Annotated in this window: 17 protein-coding genes; 10 read left to right on the top strand and 7 right to left on the bottom strand. The window is 70.9% G+C overall.

From position 1 onward, the window contains the following. Positions 1-178 precede the first annotated feature (178 nt). Positions 179-2,980 (top strand): preprotein translocase subunit SecA, encoded by a 2,802-nt coding sequence (gene secA / locus BGO45_RS09560; RefSeq protein ID WP_292693733.1) that lies wholly within the window; start codon positions 179-181, stop codon positions 2,978-2,980. 114 nt (positions 2,981-3,094) lie between these two features. Next, positions 3,095-4,321 (top strand): pyridoxal phosphate-dependent aminotransferase, encoded by a 1,227-nt coding sequence (locus BGO45_RS09565; RefSeq protein ID WP_076490995.1) that lies wholly within the window; start codon positions 3,095-3,097, stop codon positions 4,319-4,321. A gap of 9 nt (positions 4,322-4,330) precedes the next feature. Here the strand turns inward: BGO45_RS09565 and BGO45_RS09570 are convergent, their stop codons facing one another. After that, positions 4,331-4,762 carry an Rv3235 family protein gene (locus BGO45_RS09570; RefSeq protein WP_292693392.1) on the bottom strand — a complete coding sequence of 144 codons (432 nt, stop codon included), beginning with the start codon at positions 4,760-4,762 and terminating at the stop codon, positions 4,331-4,333. Between the two features lie 428 nt (positions 4,763-5,190). On the opposite strand from BGO45_RS09570, the gene BGO45_RS09575 reads away from it, so the two are divergent. After that, a complete protein-coding gene (locus BGO45_RS09575; protein WP_292693395.1) occupies positions 5,191-6,687 on the top strand; it encodes a sensor histidine kinase in 1,497 nt (498 codons plus the stop codon). Between the two features lie 152 nt (positions 6,688-6,839). Here BGO45_RS09575 and BGO45_RS09580 read toward each other — a convergent pair whose 3' ends face one another. Beyond that, positions 6,840-7,088 (bottom strand): WhiB family transcriptional regulator, encoded by a 249-nt coding sequence (locus tag BGO45_RS09580; RefSeq protein WP_013583608.1) that lies wholly within the window; start codon positions 7,086-7,088, stop codon positions 6,840-6,842. A gap of 217 nt (positions 7,089-7,305) precedes the next feature. Between BGO45_RS09580 and BGO45_RS09585 the strand changes: the two genes are divergently transcribed. Next, a complete protein-coding gene (locus BGO45_RS09585) occupies positions 7,306-7,686 on the top strand; it encodes a histidine kinase (RefSeq protein ID WP_292693434.1) in 381 nt (126 codons plus the stop codon). Positions 7,687-7,698: 12 nt separating this feature from the next. Here the strand turns inward: BGO45_RS09585 and bcp are convergent, their stop codons facing one another. From bcp to aroA, 3 genes are read right to left on the bottom strand one after another with little or no spacing between them, the layout of a single operon-like run. After that, the gene (gene bcp, locus BGO45_RS09590; RefSeq protein WP_292693437.1) at positions 7,699-8,172 is read right to left on the bottom strand and encodes a thioredoxin-dependent thiol peroxidase; all 474 of its coding nucleotides are present in this window, start codon (positions 8,170-8,172) and stop codon (positions 7,699-7,701) included. After that, complete coding sequence (rsgA, locus tag BGO45_RS09595; RefSeq protein WP_292693440.1) at positions 8,169-9,230, bottom strand: ribosome small subunit-dependent GTPase A; 1,062 nt, start codon at positions 9,228-9,230, stop codon at positions 8,169-8,171. The genes bcp and rsgA overlap by 4 nt, the downstream gene beginning before the upstream one ends. A gap of 3 nt (positions 9,231-9,233) precedes the next feature. Then, a complete protein-coding gene (aroA, locus tag BGO45_RS09600; protein ID WP_292693443.1) occupies positions 9,234-10,577 on the bottom strand; it encodes a 3-phosphoshikimate 1-carboxyvinyltransferase in 1,344 nt (447 codons plus the stop codon). A 101-nt stretch (positions 10,578-10,678) separates the two neighbouring features. Here aroA and BGO45_RS09605 point away from each other — a divergent pair, with 101 nt between their 5' ends. From BGO45_RS09605 to BGO45_RS09625, 5 genes are read left to right on the top strand one after another with little or no spacing between them, the layout of a single operon-like run. Beyond that, positions 10,679-11,272: a sigma-70 family RNA polymerase sigma factor gene (locus BGO45_RS09605; RefSeq protein WP_076490988.1), complete on the top strand. Its 594-nt coding sequence runs from the start codon at positions 10,679-10,681 to the stop codon at positions 11,270-11,272. Continuing rightward, positions 11,269-11,511 carry a zf-HC2 domain-containing protein gene (locus BGO45_RS09610; protein ID WP_076490987.1) on the top strand — a complete coding sequence of 81 codons (243 nt, stop codon included), beginning with the start codon at positions 11,269-11,271 and terminating at the stop codon, positions 11,509-11,511. Before BGO45_RS09605 ends, BGO45_RS09610 begins: the two co-directional genes overlap by 4 nt. 48 nt (positions 11,512-11,559) lie before the next feature. Then, positions 11,560-12,858, top strand: a complete 1,299-nt coding sequence (locus BGO45_RS09615; RefSeq protein WP_292693448.1) for a GNAT family N-acetyltransferase — start codon at positions 11,560-11,562, stop codon at positions 12,856-12,858. A 36-nt stretch (positions 12,859-12,894) separates the two neighbouring features. Beyond that, on the top strand, positions 12,895-15,423 hold the full coding sequence (locus BGO45_RS09620) for a bifunctional lysylphosphatidylglycerol flippase/synthetase MprF (protein ID WP_292693451.1): 2,529 nt from the start codon (positions 12,895-12,897) through the stop codon (positions 15,421-15,423). Next, entirely contained in the window at positions 15,420-16,721 is a 1,302-nt protein-coding gene (locus tag BGO45_RS09625) for an esterase (RefSeq protein ID WP_292693453.1), read from the top strand. Before BGO45_RS09620 ends, BGO45_RS09625 begins: the two co-directional genes overlap by 4 nt. Positions 16,722-16,787: 66 nt before the next feature. Here the strand turns inward: BGO45_RS09625 and BGO45_RS09630 are convergent, their stop codons facing one another. Then, a complete protein-coding gene (locus BGO45_RS09630) occupies positions 16,788-20,480 on the bottom strand; it encodes a multifunctional oxoglutarate decarboxylase/oxoglutarate dehydrogenase thiamine pyrophosphate-binding subunit/dihydrolipoyllysine-residue succinyltransferase subunit (RefSeq protein ID WP_292693455.1) in 3,693 nt (1,230 codons plus the stop codon). 140 nt (positions 20,481-20,620) lie between these two features. Between BGO45_RS09630 and BGO45_RS09635 the strand changes: the two genes are divergently transcribed. Next, positions 20,621-22,075, top strand: coding sequence for a GuaB1 family IMP dehydrogenase-related protein (locus BGO45_RS09635; protein ID WP_292693460.1), 1,455 nt, complete (start codon positions 20,621-20,623; stop codon positions 22,073-22,075). Here BGO45_RS09635 and BGO45_RS09640 read toward each other — a convergent pair. After that, positions 22,065-23,039 carry a glycoside hydrolase family 76 protein gene (locus BGO45_RS09640; RefSeq protein ID WP_292693463.1) on the bottom strand — a complete coding sequence of 325 codons (975 nt, stop codon included), beginning with the start codon at positions 23,037-23,039 and terminating at the stop codon, positions 22,065-22,067. The genes BGO45_RS09635 and BGO45_RS09640 overlap by 11 nt on opposite strands. Positions 23,040-23,042 lie beyond the last annotated feature (3 nt).

Below are 23,042 nucleotides of genomic sequence, written 5' to 3' on the forward strand. Positions count from 1 at the left end.
TCGATCCTAAGCGGGGCTCTTCGGAGCGAGCCGGGTGTTCGCTACGGGCGCGCACGGCGAGCAGGAAAGCCAGCGGGCTCGCAGGTCACGAACGGATAACACCGATAACATGACCGTGTATGCCTGTGCGCAGGCCGGCGTCCACGAGGGCGCCGCACCCGATAGATGGAGATGCTTCGTGGCCAATCCGCTCGAGAAACTGCTGCGCGCCGGAGAGGGGCGCATCCTCCGCCGACTGCAGGGCGTCGTGAAGGCGACCGGTGCCCTCGAAGAGGACTACGAGCAGCTCACCGACGAGGAGCTGCGCAACGAGACGGTCGAACTGCGTGCGCGGTACGAAGCCGGCGAGACCCTCGACCAGCTCATGCCCGAAGCGTTCGCCGCCGTCCGCGAGGCGGCCAAGCGCACGCTCGGTCAGCGTCCCTACGACGTGCAGATCATGGGCGGCGCAGCCCTGCACCTCGGCAACATCGCCGAGATGAAGACCGGTGAGGGCAAGACCCTGACCGCGGCCCTGCCGGCCTACCTCAACGCGATCGCCGGCAAGGGCGTCCATGTCATCACGGTGAACGACTTCCTCGCGAGCTACCAGTCCGAGCTCATGGGCCGCGTGTACCGCGCCCTCGGCATGACGACCGGCACCGTGGTCTCGGGGCAGACGCCCGAGGTGCGCCGCGAGCAGTACGAGGCCGACATCAGCTACGGCACGAACAACGAGTTCGGCTTCGACTACCTGCGCGACAACATGGCGTGGCGCAAGGAGGACCTCGTGCAGCGCGGTCACTTCTTCGCCATCGTCGACGAGGTCGACTCGATCCTCATCGACGAGGCCCGCACGCCGCTCATCATCTCGGGCCCCGCGTCGGGCGAGGCCAACCGTTGGTTCACCGAGTTCGCCAAGCTCGCCCGCACGCTCGAGGCCGGTGTCGACTACGAGGTCGACGAGAAGAAGCGCACGATCGGTGTGCTCGAGCCCGGCATCGAGAAGGTCGAGGACTACCTCGGCATCGACAACCTGTACGAGTCGGCGAACACCCCGCTCATCTCGTTCCTCAACAACTCGATCAAGGCGATCGCGCTGTTCAAGCGAGACACCGACTACGTCGTGATGAACGACGAGGTCATGATCGTCGACGAGCACACGGGCCGCATCCTCGTGGGGCGCCGCTACAACGAGGGCATCCACCAGGCGATCGAGGCGAAGGAGAGCGTCCCGGTCAAGGCCGAGAACCAGACCCTCGCCACCGTCACGCTGCAGAACTACTTCCGCCTGTACGAGAAGCTCTCGGGGATGACCGGTACCGCCGAGACCGAGGCGGCCGAGTTCATGTCGACGTACAAGCTCGGCGTCGTGCCGATCCCGACGAACAAGCCGATGATCCGCAAGGACCAGCCCGACCTCGTCTACAAGAACGAGACGGCGAAGTTCGCGCAGGTCGTGGAGGACATCGCTGAGCGTCACGAGAAGGGCCAGCCGGTCCTCGTCGGCACCACGAGCGTCGAGAAGAGCGAGTACCTGTCGCGGTTGCTGTCGAAGAAGGGCATCCGCCACGAGGTGCTGAACGCGAAGAACCACGCGCGCGAGGCCGAGATCGTCGCCCGCGCCGGACGCCTCGGCGCCGTCACCGTCGCGACCAACATGGCCGGCCGCGGCACCGACATCATGCTCGGCGGCAACGCCGAGTTCCTGGCCGTGTCCGAGATGAAGGCCAAGGGGCTCGACCCGGTCGAGACGCCCGAGGCCTACGAGGCGGAGTGGGACTCGGTGTACACCGCCGTCCGCGACACCGTCGCCGAAGAGGCCGCGAAGGTGACCGAGGCCGGCGGCCTCTACGTGCTCGGCACCGAGCGCCACGAGTCGCGTCGCATCGACAACCAGCTGCGCGGTCGTTCGGGCCGTCAGGGCGACCCCGGCGAGAGCCGCTTCTACCTGTCGCTGACCGACGACCTCATGCGCCTGTTCCAGTCGGGGGCCGCCGAGGCGATCCTCGCGCGCACGAACTTCCCCGACGATGTCGCGATCGAGTCGGGTCTGGTCTCGCGCGCGATCAAGAGCGCCCAGTCGCAGGTCGAGGCCCGCAACGCCGAGATGCGCAAGAACGTGCTCAAGTACGACGACGTCCTCAACCGTCAGCGCGAGGCGATCTACGCCGACCGCCGTCACATGCTGCAGGGCGACGACATCGCCGACCGCGTGCAGCACTTCATCGAGGACGCGATCACGGCCATCATCGACGACCACACCGGCAGCGGGCACACCGAGTCGTGGGACTTCGATGCGCTGTGGACCGAGCTGAAGACCCTGTACCCCGTCAGCGTCACGATCGACGAGGTCGTCGCCGAAGCCGGCGGGAACAAGGGTCGCATCACCCCCGAGGGGCTCAAGCGCGAGATCATCTCCGACGCCCGCATCGCGTACGAGAACCGCGAGCAGACGCTCGGCGCCCCGGCGCTGCGCGAACTCGAGCGTCGCGTCGTGCTGCAGGTGCTCGACCGTCGCTGGCGCGAGCACCTCTACGAGATGGACTACCTGAAGGACGGCATCGGCCTGCGCGCCATGGCCCAGCGCGACCCGCTGATCGAGTACCAGCGCGAGGGCTACCAGATGTTCCAGTCGATGATGGGGCAGATCAAGGAGGAGTCAGCCGGCTTCCTCTACAACCTCGAGGTCGAGGTCCGGAAGGGCGACGGCGAAGAGGGCGCTCAGGTCGAGGCGAAGGGCCTGGCCCCCGCAGCGGTCGAGGGTCAGCGCCTGGAGTACTCCGCGGCGAACGACGCCGGCGAAGTCGAGGTGCGCAACGACCGCGGTCAGGTGCAGCAGGCGGCGACGAACCGTCTGCGCCAGGCCGGCCAGGCGGCGGCCCCCGCGGCCGAGGCCGCGCCCTCGGGTCCGCGCGGCGCCTTCGGGCAGCGCACAGCGGCAGCCGAACCCGCCGCGAACAACCGCGCCGATCGCCGCGCCGCCGGCAAGAAGAAGTAGCACGACCCCCATGGATGGCGTGTCCTCGCCGCCGCGCGGGGGCACGGCATCCATGCGTCGGGGCAGGCCACGGGTGGGTGATTGGCCGGTTCGGCCCGGGGATATCCTGAGGCGATGAGCCCGCTGCGCCCCCTCGATCAGTCGTCGAAGCTGAAGGACGTCCTCTACGAGATCCGCGGGGAGGCCCTCGTCGAGGCCGATCGACTCGAGGCCGAGGGGCACTCGATCCTCAAGCTCAACACGGGGAACCCGGCGATCTTCGGGTTCGAGGCGCCGCATCAGATCGTGCGCGACATGATCGCGTCGGTGCCGCACGCCCACGGGTACAGCGACAGCCGTGGCATCCTGTCCGCCCGCCGGGCCGTCGTGTCGCGGTACGAGCAGGAGCCTGGATTCCCGCACGTCGACCCCGACCACGTGTACCTCGGCAACGGGGTGTCCGAGCTGATCACGATGACCATGCAGGCGCTGCTCGACGAGGGCGACGAGGTCCTCATCCCCGCTCCGGACTATCCGCTGTGGACGGCGATGACGAGCCTGGGCGGCGGCACGCCGGTCCACTACATCTGCGACGAGTCGCGGGAGTGGCAGCCGGACCTCGAGGACATCCGCTCGAAGATCACGCCGCGCACCAAGGCGATCGTCGTGATCAACCCGAACAACCCCACCGGCGCGGTGTATTCGCGTGAGGTGCTCGACGGGCTCGCCGACATCGCCCGCGAGCACTCGCTGCTGGTGCTCGCCGACGAGATCTACGACCGGATCGTGTTCGACGACGCGGTGCACATCCCGATGGCCACGGTCGCGCCGGATCTGCTCGTACTGACCTTCAACGGCCTGTCCAAGACGTATCGCGTCGCCGGGTACCGGTCGGGCTGGCTCGTGATCACGGGGCCCAAGGAGCACGCCGAGGGGTTCCTGCACGGCATCAACCTGCTGGCATCCACGCGTCTGTGTCCGAACGTGCCGGCGCAGTTCGCCGTCCAGGCGGCGCTGTCGGGCGTGCAGTCCATCGACGCGCTGATCGCGCCGACGGGACGCCTGCACGAGCAGCGGGATGCCGCATGGCAGGGCCTCGAAGCGATCCCGGGCGTCTCGTGCGTCATGCCCCGCGGTGCGCTGTACGCCTTCCCCCGGTTCGACCCGGAGGTGTACGAGATCCCCGACGACGCGCAGTTCGTGCGCGACTTCCTCATCGCGGAGCACGTCCTGCTCGTGCAGGGTTCGGGCTTCAACTGGCCGACGACCGACCACGTGCGCATCGTGACGCTCCCCGAGGCCCGGGTGATCTCGGATGCCATCGAGCGTCTGGGCAACTTCCTCGCGTCGTGGCGGCCCTGAGGCGCCGCGTCACAGCAGTGCGAGGGCGGTGACGCGCCAGCGGCCGTCCAGACCTTCGATGCGGAGGGCGATGGCGCGCGTGCGCGTCCGCGCCGCGGCGATCACAGTGGCTTCGACGACCCCGTCGGCGGGGGAGGAGAGGTGTACGGACCGGATCTCGTGAACGTCGCGCGGTACGGGCATGCGCCGTGCGCTGCGCGCCCGGGCGGCGAGACCCGCGCGGACCACGACGGCGCGGTAGACGTCCTCCGTCGTCCACCTCGCGAGTTGCTCCGCCTCGCGGACGCCGGCGAAGACCTCGAGTGCTCCGCGCACGACGTTCCGGACGAAGATCTCCGCCGAGGGGAGGTGCGCGGCGGATGTGCGCTGCGGGGCGAAGAACGCATCGGTTCGGACAGCGGCTGAGGCGTGCTCCGAGCCGCGGAGGAGGGGAGCGGACATTGTGGGGGGACTTCCGTGTCTCGTATGTGCCAGGGGGTGTGGCACGACGGTAGGAGGTCCCGGACGGGGAGGCGAACCGCGCGCGGAGCGACGGAGAGGACGCTGCGAGGGTGAGGAGCGGGCGATTCCCGGGCCCGGATGCGGTCGTCGTCACGAGCGCGCCCCCGGCCGGAAGGTCGTTCCCGCGGAGGTGCGCGATCGATTCCGGCGCGCGAAAGGGGCGGGGGGTGACGGGGCCTCGAGCGCGCGATCATCATGTCCCCCGAGTTGCCGGGATCGCGGGTTCACCCGCGGTCTTCACCCGCGCGCGCCGCGGTCGCGACCCCGAGCCGCGTTCGCGGGGACGCCGGGACGGGGATCACGCGCGGGTATCCCGCCCTCGGCCCGGCGGGCCCGGACCACGGGGGTCGGCGGCCTAGGCTGAGGGGGTGTCGACACTCAGCGAACTCGTCTACGCCCAGGGCCGCTCCAGTGAGGCCGACGTCGAGTGGCTGCATCGGCTCGCCGGCGACGGCCAGCTGCTCGCCGACCTCGCCTTCGCCGACATCGTGATCTGGGTGCCGACCCCCGACGACTCTTTCGTCGCCGTCGCACACACCCGACCCGGAGGAGCGGCGACGCTGTTCTACCGCGACATCGTCGGCGACCGGGTGCGTCCGCAGTGGCGCACGCAGGTGCGCGAGGCGTTCCAGAGCGGACGCATCGTCGACTCGGCATCCCCCGACTGGTTCGAGGAGACGCCGACGCGGGTGCGCGCGGTGCCGATCGTGCGCACGCTCGCGCGCGACGGGCAGGCCGAGGTCACCGTGGGCGTCCTCACCCGTCACACCAACCTCGGCGAGACGCGGACGCCCTCGCGTCAGCAGATCACCTTCAACGATTGCGCCGACGATCTGTTCGGCATGATCGCCTCCGGCGAGTTCCCCGACCTGAAGGCCCCGACCTCCCCGCGACGTGGTGCGCCGCGCGCCTCCGACGGCCTCATCCGGCTCGACGTCGACGGCATCACGACGTTCGCCAGCCCCAACGCGCTCTCCGCGTTCAACCGCATGGGCTTCGACGACGAGCTCGAAGGGGAGTCCCTCGCCGAGGTCACCGAGCGCATCCTCCCCGCCAAGCGGCAGGACGTCGACGAGTCGCTCCCCATCGTGGTGACCGGACGCGCCCCATGGCGCGCCGACATCGAGGCGCGGGGCGTGCAGGTGTCGCTGCGCACCATTCCCCTCCGCGACCGTGGAACGCGCATCGGCGCGATCGTCCTCAGCCGCGACGTGACCGAGATCCGGCACCAGGAGCAGGAGCTCATCACCAAGGACGCCACGATCCGCGAGATCCACCACCGCGTCAAGAACAACCTCCAGACCGTGGCATCCCTCCTTCGCATCCAGGCGCGGCGGACGCATTCCGACGAAGCCCGGGATGCCTTGACCCAGGCCATGCGACGGGTGTCGGCGATCGCGGTGGTCCACGACACGCTGTCGGAGGGGCTCGCCCAGAACGTCGACTTCGACGACGTGTTCGCCCGCGTGCTGAAGCTCGTCGCCGAGGTCGCCGCCGCCCCCAACACCCGGGCGCGGACCCGCAGCACCGGGCGCTTCGGCACGCTGCCGAGCGAGTACGCCACGCCCCTCGCGCTCGCGCTGACCGAGCTCGTGACCAACGCCGTCGAGCACGGGCTCGCGGGTCAGGAGGGCGACGTCGAGATCGCCGCGGAACGCGGGGACGAGATGCTCGAGGTGCGCGTGCGCGACACCGGCGTGGGGCTGCCGGAGGGACAGGTGGGCCGGGGTCTGGGCACGCAGATCGTCCGCACGCTCATCCAGGGCGAACTCGGGGGAACCATCGACTGGCACACCCTGATGGGCAGCGGTACCGAGGTCACGATCGAGATTCCTCTGCGCTACATCGACCGCGTCACCGCCTGACCGCGGCGCACCCTCCGCGATCGGCGCGGACTCAGCCCGCCTTGGCCGGTGGACGCTGATTCTGCGCGGATCGCTGAGCGGGCGCCGCACCCGGCCGAGGGAACGAAGAAGCCCACCCCCGCGGGGGTGGGCTTCTCGACGGCGATGCGGTGTCAGGACGCGCGGCGGGCGCGCGCGGCGCGGCGCTTGAGCGCGCGGCGCTCGTCTTCGGAGAGACCGCCCCACACGCCCGAATCCTGGCCGGACTCGAGGGCGTACTGCAGGCAGACCTCGGTGACGGTGCAACGCGCGCAGACCGACTTCGCCTTCTCGATCTGGTCGACCGCGGGGCCGGTGTTGCCCACGGGGAAGAACAGTTCGGGGTCGACGGTCAGGCAGGCTGCTTTGTCGCGCCAATCCATAGGGGTGCTCCTTGTTGCAGAAAAATATTCGTTGGCGGGCACCGGGGTTCGGGTCCGGTACCCTGGTGGGATACGCGAGCGATTGCTCGCCCCACTTCGCTGTGGGAGCACACGGCTTTTTCCATGGTCCCACAGCGCTTCCGGCCGATCAAGAGGTAACCGGCAGGTTTCCAGGTTGCAACGCCGGGGAAACACTCGTCGGGAAGGATCGCGGGTCATGCCGGTTCGTCATCTGGCCGCGTTCGTCCTCGGGCTCGAAGCCATCGGCGTGCTGGCGCTCGCCGGCTGGCAGGTCGTCGCGCTCGTCGGCGGAGACACCGACTCGGTCGTGAGCTCGGTGGCCCTCATCGTGCTCACCGTGATCGGAGCCGCGATCATCGGCGCGTTCGCCGTCGCGACCGCCCGAGAGGTCTCGGCCGGTCGCTCGGGCGGCATCGTCACGCAGCTGCTGATCCTGTCGGTGGCGATCGGCGCGGTGACGGGGGAGTGGGCGGCACCCGGGATCGCGCTGCTCATCGCGGCGCCCGCGGTCGTGGGGCTGATCCTGTTGATCCTCGCCGTGCGGGCGTCCGCGCCGCCCCGCCGCGACGACGGCTGAGCGCGGACCGGATCAGGCGGTCGCGAGCCCCAGCGACTTGCGCAGGCGCGCGACGTGACCGGTCGCCTTGACGTTGTACTGCGCCTCGACGATGCGACCCTCCTCGTCGATCACGAAGGTCGAACGCAGCACACCGGTGACGGTCTTGCCGTAGTTCTGCTTCTCGCCCCACGCGCCGTACGCCTCGTGCACCGCGTGGTCGGGGTCGCTCAGCAGCGGGAACGTCAGGCCGTCGCTGTCGCGGAACGCCCGCAGCTTCTCGGGGGTGTCACGCGAGACGCCGAGCACGGTGTAGCCCGCGCCCTGGAGCGAGGCGAGACTGTCGCGGAAGTCGCACGCCTGCGTCGTGCACCCGGGCGTCTGCGCCGCGGGGTAGAAGTTCACGATCACGCGGCGACCGCGGAAGTCGCTGAGCGAGACGGGGTGCTCGTCCTGGTCGAGCAGGGTGAAATCGGGAGCGGCCTGGCCGGCTTCGAGAGTCGTCACCCCTCCAGCCTAGAACGCTCGATCGACTGGAAGGTGGTGAGCAGACGCTGCAGCGAGTCCAGGCGCGCCGCGGCGCCCGGACCCAGACGACCGGATGCCACGGCCTCCACGATCGCGCAGTCGGGGGCGTCGGGCAGGTGGGTGCAGCCGCGCGGGCACTCCTCGGCGATCTCGGCGAGGTCGGTGAAGGCCGCGAGGACGTTCGCGGGGTCGACGTGCCCGAGTCCGAACGAGCGGACGCCGGGGGTGTCGATGACCCAGCCGGATCCGGCGGGCCCGCGATAGCGCAGCGACACCGCGGACGAGGACGTGTGGCGACCGCGCCCCGTGACCTCGTTGACGTGCCCGATGGCGCGCTCCGAACCGGTGAGGGCGTTCACGAGCGTCGACTTGCCGACGCCCGAGTGGCCGACGAACACGGTCGAATGCCCCGCGAGGGCCTCGCCGATCCGATCGAGCGGCATGGCCTCGCGGCCACTCGTGAACACCCGCAGGTCGACGCCGGCGAAGTGCGAGAGGAACTCGCTCGGATCGGCGAGGTCGGTCTTGGTCACCACGAGCATCGGACGGATGCCGGCATCCAGCGCCGCCACGAGGTAGCGGTCGACGAGGCGCTCGCGCGGTTCGGGGTCGGCCGCGGCGACGACGATGAGCATCTGGTCGGCGTTGGCCACGATGACGCGCTCGACCTGGTCGGTGTCGTCGGCGCTGCGCCGCAGCAGCGACGTGCGCTCCTCGATCCCGACGATGCGGCCGAGCGTCCCCTCGCCACCGGAGAGGTCTCCGACGACGCGGGCGCGGTCGCCGTTGACGATGGGCTGCTTGCGGAGCTCGCGGGCGCGGGTCGCGAGGACCCGTCGTTCGTCGGGGCCGCCCTCGTCGATGAGCACCGTGTAGCGGCCGCGGTCCACGCCCAGCACGCGGGCGATCCGAGCGTCGGCGTGCGCGGGACGGCGTTTGGTCCGCGGGCGGTTCGCCTTCGGATTCGGGCGGACCCGGACCGACGACTCGTCGTATTCGAGGTCGTCGTCGTCGGCTGCGTCGTCGAGCCAGCTCACGCGTCAGTCCGTGGCATCCGGATCCAGCATCGTCGCCCACAGCGCCGCGAACTGCGGCAGGGTCTTCGCGGTCGTGCCGATGTCGTCGATGACGACGCCGGGGACGCGCAGACCGATCAGGGCTCCGGTCGTGGCCATGCGGTGGTCGTGGTGCGCCTTCCACTCGCCGCCGCGGAGCGGAGCCGGGACGATGCGGATGCCGTCCTCCAGCTCGTGCGCCTCGCCGCCGATCGCCCGGAGGTTGCCGACCAGGGCCGCGATGCGGTCGGTCTCGTGCCCGCGGATGTGCCCGATGCCGTGCAGCGTGGTCGGACCGTCGGCGAACGCCGCGAGGCCGAAGATCGTCGGGGCCAGTTCGCCCGCGGCCGACAGGTCGAGCTCGGCGCCCAGGATGGCGTCGCCCGCCGTGACGGTGAGCGTGCCGCCGCGGCGGCTCACGCGTGCGCCCATCTCGCCGAGGATCTCGGGGAGCAGTGCGCCGGGCTGCGTGCTGTGGGCCGGCCACCCCGTCACCGACACGGATCCGCCGGTGACGATGGCCGCGGCCAGGAACGGTGCCGCGTTGGACAGGTCGGGCTCGATCGCGACGTCCTTCGCGCGGATCGGACCGGCCGGAACGATCCATTCGCCGACCGCGGGGCGTTCGACGTGCACGCCGCGGTGGGCGAGGGCCTCCACCGTCATGTCGATGTGGGGCACGCTCGGCAGTCGCGACCCGACGTGGCGGAGGTGCAGTCCGACGTCGAAACGGGGGGCCGCCAGGAGCAGTCCGGAGACGAACTGGCTGGACTGGCTGGCATCGATCTCGACCTCGCCGCCGCGCACGTGTCCGTGCCCGCGGACGGTGAAGGGGAGCGTCCAGTTGCCCCCGTCGTCGATGTCGACGCCCACCTCGCGCAGGGCGGAGATCATGGCGCCCATGGGGCGATGCAGCGCGCTCTCGTGGGCCGTGACGAGCACGTCGCCGCGGGCCAGCCCGGCGACCGGCGTCACGAACCGCATGACGGTGCCGGCCTGCCCGCAGTCGACGGTGGTGGCGCCGGCGAACGACGACGGCGGGATCACCCGCAGGTCGGGGCCGAACGGCGACCCCTCGTCGATCTCCTCGATCTGGACGCCGAGCGTGCGCAGCGCGTCGATCATGCGCGCGGAGTCGTCGGAGTGCAGCGGGGCGTGCAGCACGCCGGGTCCGTCGGCCAGGGCGGCGAGGACCAGTTCGCGGTTGGTGAGGGACTTCGACCCGGGCACGGTGACCGTGGCATCCACCGCGGTGTCCGCCACGGGCGCAGCCCAGGCGCCGCGCGGCGCGGCGGTCGGGGAGAGGGGGGAATACCCGTGGTCGCTCATCGGTTCCTACCCTACTGAAAGGGGGACGACACGTGACCGCACTTCTCCAGCGCCCGGCGCTGCGATGGCCCGAACATACGCTCGACGTAGACTTGCCACCGATGGATGACACGGCAGATGCGACGGAGCCTCGCGCGCAGTTCGAAGAGCAGGCTCTGCCCTTCATGGACCAGCTCTATGCGGCGGCCATGCGCATGACGCGCAACCCGGCCGACGCGGCCGACCTCGTGCAGGAGACCTTCGTCAAGGCCTTCGGATCGTGGTCGACCTTCACGCAGGGCACGAACCTGAAGGCCTGGCTCTACCGCATCCTGACGAACACGTACATCAACACGTACCGCAAGAAGCAGCGCGAGCCGTACCAGAGCGCCATCGACGACCTCGAGGACTGGCAGCTCGGCGGCGCCGAGTCGACCACGGCCACGAGCGCCCGCTCGGCCGAGGCCGAAGCGATCGACCACATGCCCGCGTCCGTCGTCAAGGACGCGCTGCAGTCGATCCCCGAGGATTTCCGGATGGCGGTGTACCTCGCCGACGTCGAGGGCTTCGCCTACCAGGAGATCGCCGACATCATGAAGACACCGATCGGCACGGTCATGAGCCGTCTGCACCGCGGCAGGCGGCTGCTGCGTGACCTGCTGTCGGACTACGCGAAGGAGCGCGGCATCCAGGCCGCGACGGGAGTGAAGAAATGAGCGACTGCGGCTGCGAGAAGGCACGGCGCGACCTGGAGGAGTACCTCCGGAACGAAGTGTGCAAGACCGAGCAGAACGACATCCGCGAGCACCTCGAGAACTGCCCCGGATGCCAGGACGAGGCGCTCGTGGCACGCACCCTCACCGAGGTCGTGGCGCGGGCGTGCAAAGAGACCGCTCCCGACGAACTGCGCGACCAGGTGCTCGCACGGCTGCGCGCCGTGCAGGCCACGCACTGATCCCGCGTCGTCCGGCGCCGGAGCGCGTGCGTCCGTAGGCTGGGGTCCATGGCCCCATCGCAGACCTCGACCCTTCCCCTGGACGCCGAATCCTCGGCTGCGCTGGCCCGGACCGGGCTCGAGTACGCCCTCGTCGACCCCGACGGAGACGGGTTCGCGTCGTTCCTGTCCTCGGTGGCGCGCGGATTCCTCGGTGAGGAGCCGACACCCGAGCAGGTCGAGAGTTCGCGCTCGGCCCTGCGGACCCGCCGGCTCACGGGGGTGTTCGACCGGGCCGGAGACCAGCCCGACGTCCCCGTCGCGACCGTGGACTCCTGGGTCAGCGAGCTGACGGTGTCGCCCGAGCGCACCCTCCCGATCTGGTCGATCAGCGCCGTGACCGTCGCCCCCACCCACCGTCGGCGCGGCATCGCGACCGCGATGCTCACGGGTGAACTGCGCACGGCCGCCGCGGCCGGCTACGCGCTCGCCGGACTCACGGTCACCGAGGCGACGATCTACGGTCGCTGGGGGTTCTCGCCGGCCGCGTGGGCGTCCGACGTCGTGGTCGACACGCGTCGCGCGCGCTGGACGGGTCCCGTCGCCCCGGGCCGCCTCGACTTCGTCCCCAAGGAGAGCCTGCCGGAGCGGATCACCGCGGTGCACGAGCGGATGCGCGTGCGCCGGCCGGGCGCCGTCCCCGGGTGGGAGGGCCGCTGGCGCGGAATCGCCGGGCTCACCCCCGAGGCGCCGGATGCCAAGAAGGTCCGCGCCGTGGCGTACCGCGACCCCGCGGGGGTGGAGCGCGGCATCCTGGTCTACACGATCGCCGAGCGTGAGGAGTTCACGGCGCACGAGCTGCAGATCCGGGCGCTCTTCGCCGACGGAGACGACGCGCTCGCCGCCCTGTGGCGATTCGCCCTCGAGCACGACCTCGTCGGGCGGGTGACCGCCGAGCTGCAGCCGGCCGTGCCCCCGGTCCAGTGGATGGTCTCCGACCGGCGCGCGGTCACCGCGACGCTCACCGACCACCACTGGCTGCGGGTTCTGGACGTGCCGGGTGCTCTGGCATCCCGTCGCTATTCCGGCCCCCTCGACCTCGTCTTCGGAGTGAGCGACCCGCTCGGGTTCGCCGAAGGCGCCTGGCGGGTCCGCATCGACGGGTCGGGAGAGGCCGTCGTGGACCGCGTCGAGGCCGAGCCGGACGTGCGGATGCCCGTGGGGTCGCTGGCGTCGCTCCTCCTCGGGGGAGTGCGCGCGACCGAGCTCGCCACGGCCGGGCTCGTGCACGGCGCGGCCGCGCACCTCGGTGCCGTCGACGGGGCGTTCGCGCCGGCCGCGGCGCCGCTCCTGGACATCTGGTACTGAGTGTCGTCCACAGAGTCGCCGAGTAGCATCCCGCCGATGTCCGACGCCGCGCCCCCCTCCGCACCCGCCGCTCCGCGGCGTGCGCGGCGTGCCCGGGAGCGGGTCGGCGCGCTGTCGCGCGCGGCCCGTCGCTTCGTCGCGACGCATCCGGTCTCGGTCGCTCTGATGGTCGTCATCCTCTCGACGGCGGCGCTGACCGGCACCCTCTGGGGCGAGGATGCCTCGATCTGGGGCGCCGGCCCCCTCGCGACGTTCGCGGCGGGCCGGTGGTGGACGCTGCTCACCGCTCTCGTGATCCCCGACTCCACGATCGACGCGGTCGTCTCGGCCTCCCTCGCGATCTCGGTGCTCGCGTACGCGGAGCGCCTGCTCGGGTCGCGGCGGACCGCGCTGCTCCTGGGCGTCCTCGGCTTGGCGGGTCTGTTGACGGGCATCGGCTTCCACGCCGCCGCCTGGGCCCTGACCGACCTGCGTCCGGTCGTGGCCGCCGAGGTGCCCGTCCTGGATCCGACCACGCCGATCGCCGGCGTCGTCCTGGCGGCGACGGCCTTCGCGCCGACTCTCTGGCGCCGGCGCGTGCGCCTCGTCGGTTTCGCGGTCCTCGCGCTCTTCGCGCTCTACGCCGGCGACGCCGACTCGTGGTACCGCCTGAGCGCCGCGGTCATCGGTCTCGGGGTCGGCGAAGTGCTCGCCCGAGGACGGGAGCGCCGCGCGTGGCACCGCAGTTCCACGCGCGAGACGCGGACCCTGCTCGCGCTCGTCGTCGCCGTCGTCGGGAGCGGGCCACTGGTCGCCCTCATCAGCGGCGGGGGGCGCGGCCCGCTCTCGCTCGTCGTCGACGCCTACACGCAGTACGACGACGAACTGCTGGCGCGGTGCGCGCGGGTGTCGTCGTCGGTGTGCGACGAGCAGCTCGCCCTGCTGATGACACGGGGACTCGGGCCGGCACTCCTGGCCGTGACCCCCCTCGTGCTGATGCTGGTGGCCGCGTGGGGACTGCGTCTCGGGCGTCGTTCCGCTCTCTTCCTCGCGGTGTTCACGCTGGTGGCGACCGCCGTCATCCCCGTGATCTCGCTGCTCGACGGGCGGCTGCTCATCGATCCGTGGGTCGACGGCAGCGGCGCCGAGTACGTGCTGTGGGCGGTGGCGACGGTGGTCATCCCCCTCGCGCTCGCCGTGGTCCTCGTCACCGCGCGCGGCCGTTTCTCGGTACGGGCGACGCCGCGCGCAGCCCGCACCGTCGGCGCGGTGATCGGCGTCGCCTTCGTCGCCTGCGCGACCACGTTCTTCGCGATCGAGGCGCTGGGGCGTCGCTCCTTCGACCGTGACCCCTCGGTCGGCGACCTCGTGCTCCTCACTCTCCGACGGTTCCTGCCGCCGGCGTACACGAACCCGGCGGGGGTGGCGACCTTCCCCCACCACGGGCCGGCGCTGTTCGCCTACCAGTGGGTGGGCGTGCTGTTCTGGGCCGTGGTGATCGCCGCGATCCTCTGGCTGTTCCGCCGCGTGCAGCGCCCCGACGCCGGTGACGCCCGCCTCTATCGCGAGCTGCTGCGCCGGGGCGGCGACACCCTCGGATTCCTCGGCACGTGGGCCGGCAACCGGCACTGGTACTCCGACGACCGCGACTGCGCCGTGGCGTACCGGCTGGTGGGCGACGTCGCGCTCGCGGTGGCGGACCCCCTCGCGCCCGAGGGGCGCCGGCCCGAGACGCTGCGGTCGTTCTCGGACTATTGCGTGGAGCATGGGTGGATTCCGGCCTTCTACAGCGTCCACGAGGACACCGCCGCCGATCTGGAAGCCCTCGGGTGGCGTCATGTCCCGGTCGGCGTGGAGACCGTGATGGATCTCGCCGGCCTGTCCTTCGCGGGGAAGGCCTGGCAGAAGGTGCGACAGCCGCTGACACGCGCCGAGCGCGAGGGGTACACCGCGGTCTGGACCCGATGGCGTGAGCTCACCGTCGTCCAGGCCTCTCAGGTGGTCGCGATCGACGAGGAATGGGTCGCCGACCGTGCCCTCCCCGAGATGGGATTCACGCTGGGTTCGCTCGACGAACTGCGCGACCGCGACGTCCGCCTGCTCCTCGCGGTGGGTCCCGACGGCCGCATCGAGGCGGTCACGAGCTGGATGCCGAGCTGGACCGACGGCGCGGTCACCGGGTGGACGCTGGACTTCATGCGTCGCCGGACCGACGGCCCCAACGGCATGATGGAGTTCCTCATCGCCAAGGCGGCGCTGCAGCTGCAGGAGGAGGGGGCGTCGGTGCTCAGCTTGTCCGGTGCTCCGCTGGCCGAAGCTCCGGACGCGGCGGCGGACGGCGACCCGTCGGCTCTGCGGGCGCTGCTGCGATGGCTCGCGGAGGTGCTCGAACCCGCGTACGGATTCGCGTCGCTGTTCCGGTTCAAGGGCAAGTTCCGCCCCCGCTACCGGGAACTCGCACTGGCGTACCGCGACCCGCTGCACCTCCCGGCGATCGGGGCGGCGGTAGGACGCGCCTACCTTCCCGATGCGTCGCGCCGGGAGATCGTGGCCCTGGCCCGATCGGCCTGGGGAGGTCGTCGATGAACCGCTTCTTCCTGTCGTTCGAGCTCATCGATTCGCCGCTGCTGCTCATCAGTGCCCTGATCGCCGCGGTCGGTGTCGTCGCGGTCCTGTTCTGGCCCCCGCGCCATCTCCTCCGGGCTCTTCTCATCGGCGTCTCGGCGGGGCTGGTCACCTACATCGTGGTCCACATCCTCGAAGGCGGTGACGTCTTCCAGGGGCCGCTCCCCGTGCACGCGGCCACATGGGCCTCCGCCGGCGTCGCCGCGGCGGCCGTGGGCGTCGTGGGGATCTGCAGCCGTCCCTGGGGGCGGCGCATCGTCGGCGTCATCACCGTGCTCGCGTCGCTGTTCGCCGCCGCGCTGGGAGTGAACGCGTCCTACGGCGTGACGCACAACCTCGCCGCGATCCTGGGCGTGCAGGCGCTCGATCCCGCGACCCTTCCACGGCAGGATGCCACGGCCGGTGACCCGGCCACCCTCTACCAGACCTGGCAGCCGCCGGCCGACATGCCCGCGAAGGGGACGGTGAGCGCCCTCACCGGCAGCACCAAGATCCCCACGGGGCAGTACGCCGCACGGGACGCCTCTCTGTACCTTCCGCCGGCCGCGCAGGTCGCCAACCCGCCGGCGCTGCCCCTCCTCGTGTTCATGATGGGTCAGCCCGGTTCGCCGGATCCGACGGCGCTGGCGAAGGCCCTCGACGCCTTCGCGGCCGCGAACAGGGGCCTCGCGCCCATCGCGATCGTCGTCGATCAGCTCACCGCCCCCGACCGCGACCCCACGTGCGTGGACTCGGCCAAGTACGGCGCCGTCGCCACCTACATCAACCAGCTCGTTCCGCAGTGGGCAGAGAAGAACCTCAACATCGTCACCGACCACCGGTACTGGGTCATCGGGGGCTTCTCCAACGGCGGGTCCTGCGCAGCCATGTACGGCGCGAAGTATCCCGGAACCTGGGGGCAGATGCTCGACGTGATGGGCAACGAGTTCCCGGGGTCCGAACACGTCGCCCAGACCGTGGCGGACGTGTACGGCGGCGATGCCGCGGCCTTCCAGGCGAACAAGCCGTCGGTCATCATGGGCGCCGCCGCCCCGGACACCTACGCCGGACACACCGCGATCTTCACCTGGGGGAGCCTCGACACCACGTACGGACCCGGCCAGCTCGCGAACTCCCAAGCGGCTCAGGCGGCGGGATTCACCGTCCTGACCCACATCGTCGACGGAGCGGGTCACACCGGAGAGGCGCTCGACAAGAGCCTCGCCTTCGCGATCCCGGCGCTCGCTCCGGTCCTCGGCCTCGCCGCACCGGCATCCTGAACCTCCCCGACGCACAACGCGGAAGGGGCCCGGTCGATCGACCGGGCCCCTTCCTCGTGTCGCGGGTCAGCGCGCGAGCGCCGCCTTCATGATCTCGGCGTGCTCGTTCGCGTGGACCTTCGGCGAACCCGTCGCCGTCGAGGCCGCGGCAGCCCGGGAGATGACGCGGATGCCACGCCCGCCCAGCTGGTCGGCGACCTCGAGAGCGATGAAGGGCCAGGCACCCTGGTTCTCGGGCTCGTCCTGCACCCACACCAGTTCGGCGTCGGGGTAATTCTCCAGCACACGGTTCAGCTCTTCGACGGGAGCCGGGTAGTACTGCTCGAGACGCACCAGGGCGATCTCGGGGTTGGGGTTCTTCTCGAGCTCCGCCCGCAGATCCCAGTGGATCTTGCCCGCGTGCAGGAGCACGCGCTTCACGGCGCCGGCGTCGAGGCCGCGGTCGTCGTCCAGCACCGGTTCGAACCGGCCCTCGAGGAAGTCCTCCACCGGGCTCGTGGCACCGCGCAGGCGCAGCATGGCCTTCGGCGTGAAGACGATCAGCGGGCGGCGCGGGCGCTGGTAGGCCTGACGGCGCAGGAGGTGGAAGTACGACGCGGGGGTCGACGGTCGCGCCACGATCATGTTGTCCTGCGCGCACATCTGCAGGTAGCGCTCGATGCGGGCCGACGAGTGGTCGGGTCCCTGACCCTCGTAGCCGTGGGGGAGCAGCAGCACGACGCTCGACTGCTGCGCCCACTTCTGGTCGGCCGACGAGATGAACTCGTCGATGACCGACTGAGCGCCGTTCGCGAAGTCGCCGAACTGCGCCTCCCAGAGCACCAGCGCGTCGGCGCGCTCGACCGAGTATCCGTACTCGAACGCCATCGCCGCGTACTCGCTGAGGAGGGAGTCGTAGATCCAGAAGCGGCCCTGGTTCTCGCTGAGGTTGGCCAGCGGCAGCCACTCCTGGCCGTTGTCGCGGTCGTGCAGCACCGCGTGACGCTGCACGAACGTACCGCGACGCGAGTCCTGCCCGGCGAAACGGACCGGAGTGCCCTCCATCAGCACGGAGCCGAAGGCGAGCAGTTCGCCGAAGGCCCAGTCGATGTTGCCGTTGCGGCTCATGTCGAAACGCTTGTCGAGCAGCTGCTGCAGCTTGTTGTGCACGGTGAAGCCGTCGGGCTTGTTGACGAAGGCGTCGCCGATGTGGTGCACGACCTCGCGGGAGACGCCGGTGGTCTCGGGCGCGCCCACGACCGGCTCGTCGGAGGCGTCGGCCGTCACGACCGGGTTGGTGCCCGTCTCCGCGGCGTGCGTGTCGGCGAAGGCGACCTCGAGACGGTTCTGGAAGTCCTGCTTCGCCTGGTCGTACTCGTCTTCGGTGATGTCGCCGCGGCCGACGAGCGACTCGGTGTACAGGCGCCGCACCGAGCGCTTGGCCTCGATGAGGTTCGTCATCAGAGGCTGCGTCATCGACGGGTCGTCGCCCTCGTTGTGACCGCGTCGGCGGTAGCAGACGAGATCGATGACGATGTCGCGGTGGAACTCCTCGCGGTAGAGGAACGCCAGGTCGGCGGCGCGGACGACGGCCTCGGGGTCGTCGCCGTTGACGTGCAGGATCGGAGCCTGGATCGTCTTGGCGACATCGGTCGCGTAGACCGAGGTGCGCGCGTCGGTCGGGGTGGTGGTGAAGCCCACCTGGTTGTTGACCACGACGTGGATCGTGCCGCCGGTGCGGTAGCCGCGCAGCTGCGACATCTGCAGCGTCTCGACGACGACGCCCTGCCCCGCGAACGCGGCGTCGCCGTGCACGAGGATCGGGAGCCACGAGAACGTGCCGATGGGCTTGCGGTCCTGCTTGGCGCGGACGATGCCCTCGAGCACGCCGTCGACGGTCTCGAGGTGCGACGGGTTCGCGGCGAGGTACACCGGCAGCTCGTCACCGGAGTCGCCGATGAACGTGCCCTCGGTGCCGAGGTGGTACTTCACGTCGCCCGAGCCGCGCTTGCTGCCGACGGCGACGGCGCCCTCGAACTCGCGGAACACCTGACCGTAGGTCTTGCCCGCGATGTTGGTGAGCACGTTGAGGCGACCGCGGTGGGCCATACCGATCGCGGCGCCGTCCATACCCGCGGACGCGGCGCCCTGGAGGATCTGGTCCAGCAGCGGGATGAGCGACTCGCCGCCCTCGAGGCTGAAGCGCTTCTGCCCGACGTACTTGGTCTGCAGGAACGTCTCGAAGGCCTCGGCCTGGTTCAGCTTCGACAGGATGCGCAGCTGCTCGTCGTGGCCGGGCTTGGTGTACTTGACCTCGACGTTGCGCTGGAACCACTGGCGCTGGGTCGGGTCCTGGATGTGCATGTACTCGACGCCGAGCGTGCGGCAGTAGGAGTCGCGCAGCACGCCGAGGATGTCGCGGAGCTTGGCCACGCGCTTGGCGCCGAGCCCTCCGGTGACGAACTCGCGGTCGAGGTCCCAGAAGGTGAGCCCGTGCGATTCGATCTCGAGGTCGGGGTGCGTGCGCTGGACGTACTCGAGCGGGTCGATGTCGGCCATCAGGTGGCCGCGCACGCGGTACGAGTTGATGAGCTCCTGCACGCGGGCGCTCTTGTCGATGCGCTCGGAGAGGTCGACGCTGATGTCGGCGGCCCAGTGGATCGGGGCGTACGGGATGCGCAGCGCCGCGAAGATGTCGTCGTAGAAGCCGCGCTGACCGATGAGCAGCTCGTGGACCTTCTTCAGGAACTCGCCGGAACCGGCGCCCTGGATGACGCGGTGGTCGTAGGTGCTGGTGAGGGTGATCGTCTTGCCGATCGCCAGTTCGTTGAGCGTCTTCTCGCTCGCGCCCTGGAACTCCGCGGGGTACTCCAGCGCACCGGCGCCGATGATGGCGCCCTGGCCGCGCATGAGGCGGGGGACCGAGTGCACGGTGCCGATGCCGCCGGGGTTCGTCAACGAGATCGTCGTGCCCTGGAAGTCGCCCGGCGTGAGCTTGTTCGAACGCGCGCGGCGGACGAGGTCTTCGTAGGAGGCGAGGAATTCGCCGAACGACAGCGTGTCGGCGCGCTTGATGCTGGGAACGAGGAGCGCACGCGAGCCGTCGGGCTTGGGCATGTCGATCGCGATGCCGAGGTTGATGTGCGCGGGCGCCACGACCGAGGGCTTGCCGTCGATCTCGGCGTAGTAGACGTTCTGGCTCGGGAACTCCTTCAGCGCCTGGATGAGCGCCCACCCGATGAGGTGCGTGAAGCTGACCTTGCCGCCGCGCGTGCGCGACATGTGGTTGTTGATGACGATGCGGTTGTCGATCATCAGCTTGGCCGGGATCGTGCGCACGCTCGTCGCGGTGGGAACCGTGAGCGAGTCGTCCATGTTGCTCGCGAGCGCCTTCGGCATGCCCTTGAGGACGGTGACCCGATCCTCTTCGGTGCTCTCCGCGCCGGAGGAGGGCACCGCGTTGGGTGCCTGGGCGGGGATCGGCTGAGGCTTCGCGGGCTTCGCGGTCGTGCGGGCCACGGGCGCCTGGCCGACCACCGGGATGGGTGCCGTCACGGGCTTCGGCTCCGTCGGCGCGGCCTGCGCGGAGGGGGAGGGCGGCGGGGCGGCCGCGGCGGATCCGTCGACGACCGGGTGGTACGCCTCCAGGATCGGCCACCAGGCCTTGTCTACGGAGTGCTTGTCGACTTTGAACTGTTCGTAGAGCTCGTCCACGAGCCACTCGTTCGCGCCGAACTCGCCCTCGCTCGAAGTACCGACGCCCGTCACCTGGCTCGACACAGTCGATCGCCTGCTTTCCTCGATGAAGATTCCTGTGGATGCACGCAGTCGTCCTCGTTGCGCACTCTCTCCAGCCTAGCCGAGGATCCTGGGCGCCCTCGGGGGTCTTGCCATTGATCGGATGTGGTGAGGTGGATGCCATGGAGTTCTCCGGTGCACAGCCCGATGTCGACCTGACCTACTCGGACGTCTTCCTGGTCCCGCGCCATTCCGAGGTCGGCAGCCGGCTCGGAGTGGACCTCGCGCCCGGCGACGGGAGCGGGGCGACCCTTCCGCTGGTGGCCTCGAACATGAACTCCGTCACGGGGCCGCGGCTCGCGGCGACGCTCGCGCGGCGCGGCGGTCTCGGTGTGCTGCCGCAGGACATGCCGCTGCCGCGCCTGGTGGAGGCCGTGGAGTGGGTCAAGGCGCAACCGGTCCGGTGGGACGCGGCCCTGGTGTTCCCGCCGTCCGCGACGGTGGCGGAGGCGCGCCTCGTGCTCCCCGCGGTTCCCGGGCGCGGCATCGTGGTGGCGGAGCAGCGCGAGGGCGGCGACGTGCCCCTCGACGGCTACCGCGGGATCGTCCCGGCTCCGCGCCTGGCGACGGCGCTCCCGGATGCCACCCTCGGCGACATCGCCCGCACCGACGTCCCGCTGGTGGAGGTCGAGCGCATCGGCGACCCGCACGAGGTCTTCGCCCTCGTCGGTACGGCCGACATCGTCCCGGTCGTGGACGGCGATCGCATCGTCGGCACCCTCTCGGCACGCAGCTCCTTGCGCGACTCCGTCTACCGCCCGGGAGTCGATGCGGACGGTCGGCTCATCGTCGCCGCCGCCGTCGGGATCAACGGCGACGTCTCGGGCAAGGCGCGCGCACTCGCCGCGGCGGGGGTCGACGTCCTCGTCGTGGACACCGCCCACGGGCATCAGGAGCAGATGCTGCGGGCGCTCCGCGAGGTCGCGGCGCTCGACCTCGGGCTCCCGATCGCGGCGGGCAACATCGTGACCGCCGAGGGCGTGCGCGACCTGACGGCGGCGGGAGCCTCGATCCTGAAGGTCGGCGTGGGCCCCGGCGCGATGTGCACGACGCGCATGATGACCGCCGTCGGACGCCCCCAGTTCTCGGCCGTGCTCGAAACGGCCGAGGCCGCGCGCGCGGTCGGCGCCCACGTGTGGGCCGACGGCGGTGTGCGCTACCCGCGCGACGTCGCTCTGGCGCTCGCCGCGGGGGCGGCGTCGGTGATGATCGGCTCCTGGTTCGCCGGCACCATCGAGTCCCCGGGGCGGCTCCGCACCGACGAGGACGGGCGCATCTACAAGGAATCGTGGGGCATGGCCTCCACCAAGGCGGTGCAGGGCCGCTTCCAGGGGCTCGACGCCTTCGAACGCGCCCGCAAGGAACTCTTCGCCGAGGGCATCTCGTCGTCGCGCATCTACCTCGACCCGCAGCGTCCCGGAGTCGAAGACCTGCTCGACATGATCACGTCCGGTGTGCGGTCGTCCTTCACCTACGCGGGAGCGGCGACGGTGGGCCAGTTCCACGAACGCGCCCGGGTCGGACTGCAGTCGGCCGCCGGCTACGAGGAGGGCAAGGCGCTGCCGGTCAGCTGGTGAGGCCCGCCGAGGCCGTGACGTCGGCCTCGAACGTGATCCACGCCCCCACCTGGACCGAAAGGTCCCGATCGTCCCCGGAGGGGAGCGCGGGCCGGCGCGGGTCGGCCGGGGAGAACCCGCCGCGCCGCATCTCCCACAGCGCGTCGGCGTTGCGACGGATCAGGCGGCGCGCGCGGTCGGCGTCCTCCCCGTCGAGCCGGGCCGCGGCGAGACCGAGGTAGCGGGCCAGGATGCCGGCGAACAGGCCGCCGTCTCCGCCTCCCGCGGCGGGGAACAGGCCGTCGTCGGGCGCGCACCAGCGCTCGACCGCGCGCACCATGGCCCCGGCGCGTTCCGGGTCGTCGAGCGCGAGGGCGGCCCCGATCGCGACGCCCTGGTTGTACGTCCACAGGTCGGGACGGACCACGCCGTGCTCGATGCCGTCGCGGACGAGCCCCGTCGCCGAATCGTCGAGGACCGCGGCGATCCACGTCGCCAGCCGGTCCGCGAGATCGCGGTGGCGGCTGGGGGCGAGCACGATCGCCGCCGGTCCGTTCGCGGGGGCGTTGAACAGATCGCTGCGCGTGCGCCAGGGGAGCGCCCCCACCGTGGGATCGACGGCTCCGGCGAGCAGTCGCGCGATGCGCGCGCGGGCGCGGCCGTGCGGACGCGTCTCGGCCAGGGCGAGCCCCATCCACGCGATGTCGTCGTAGAACGGGGTGATCCAGGTCCCCGCGGTGCGCAGGGTGACTCCCCGGAGGAGACCGGCGATCCGTCGACGCCGGGTGCTCGACGGGCGATGCCGCTCGGCCTCGGCCAGCACGTGGACGAGATGCGCGTGCCACCAGTAGTGCCAGGTGCGGGCGCCGTCGCCGTCCGTCGCGGCGTGGGCCCACGCGACCGGGCCGTACCGGTGCACGTAGGCGGCGATCACCGCGTCCTCGGCGGCCGCGGCGCGTTGCTGCGCCGGGAGGGTGGCATCCATCCC

Origin of the sequence: Microbacterium sp. 71-36 (assembly GCF_001898305.1) — a bacterium.
Lineage (GTDB): Bacteria > Actinomycetota > Actinomycetes > Actinomycetales > Microbacteriaceae > Microbacterium.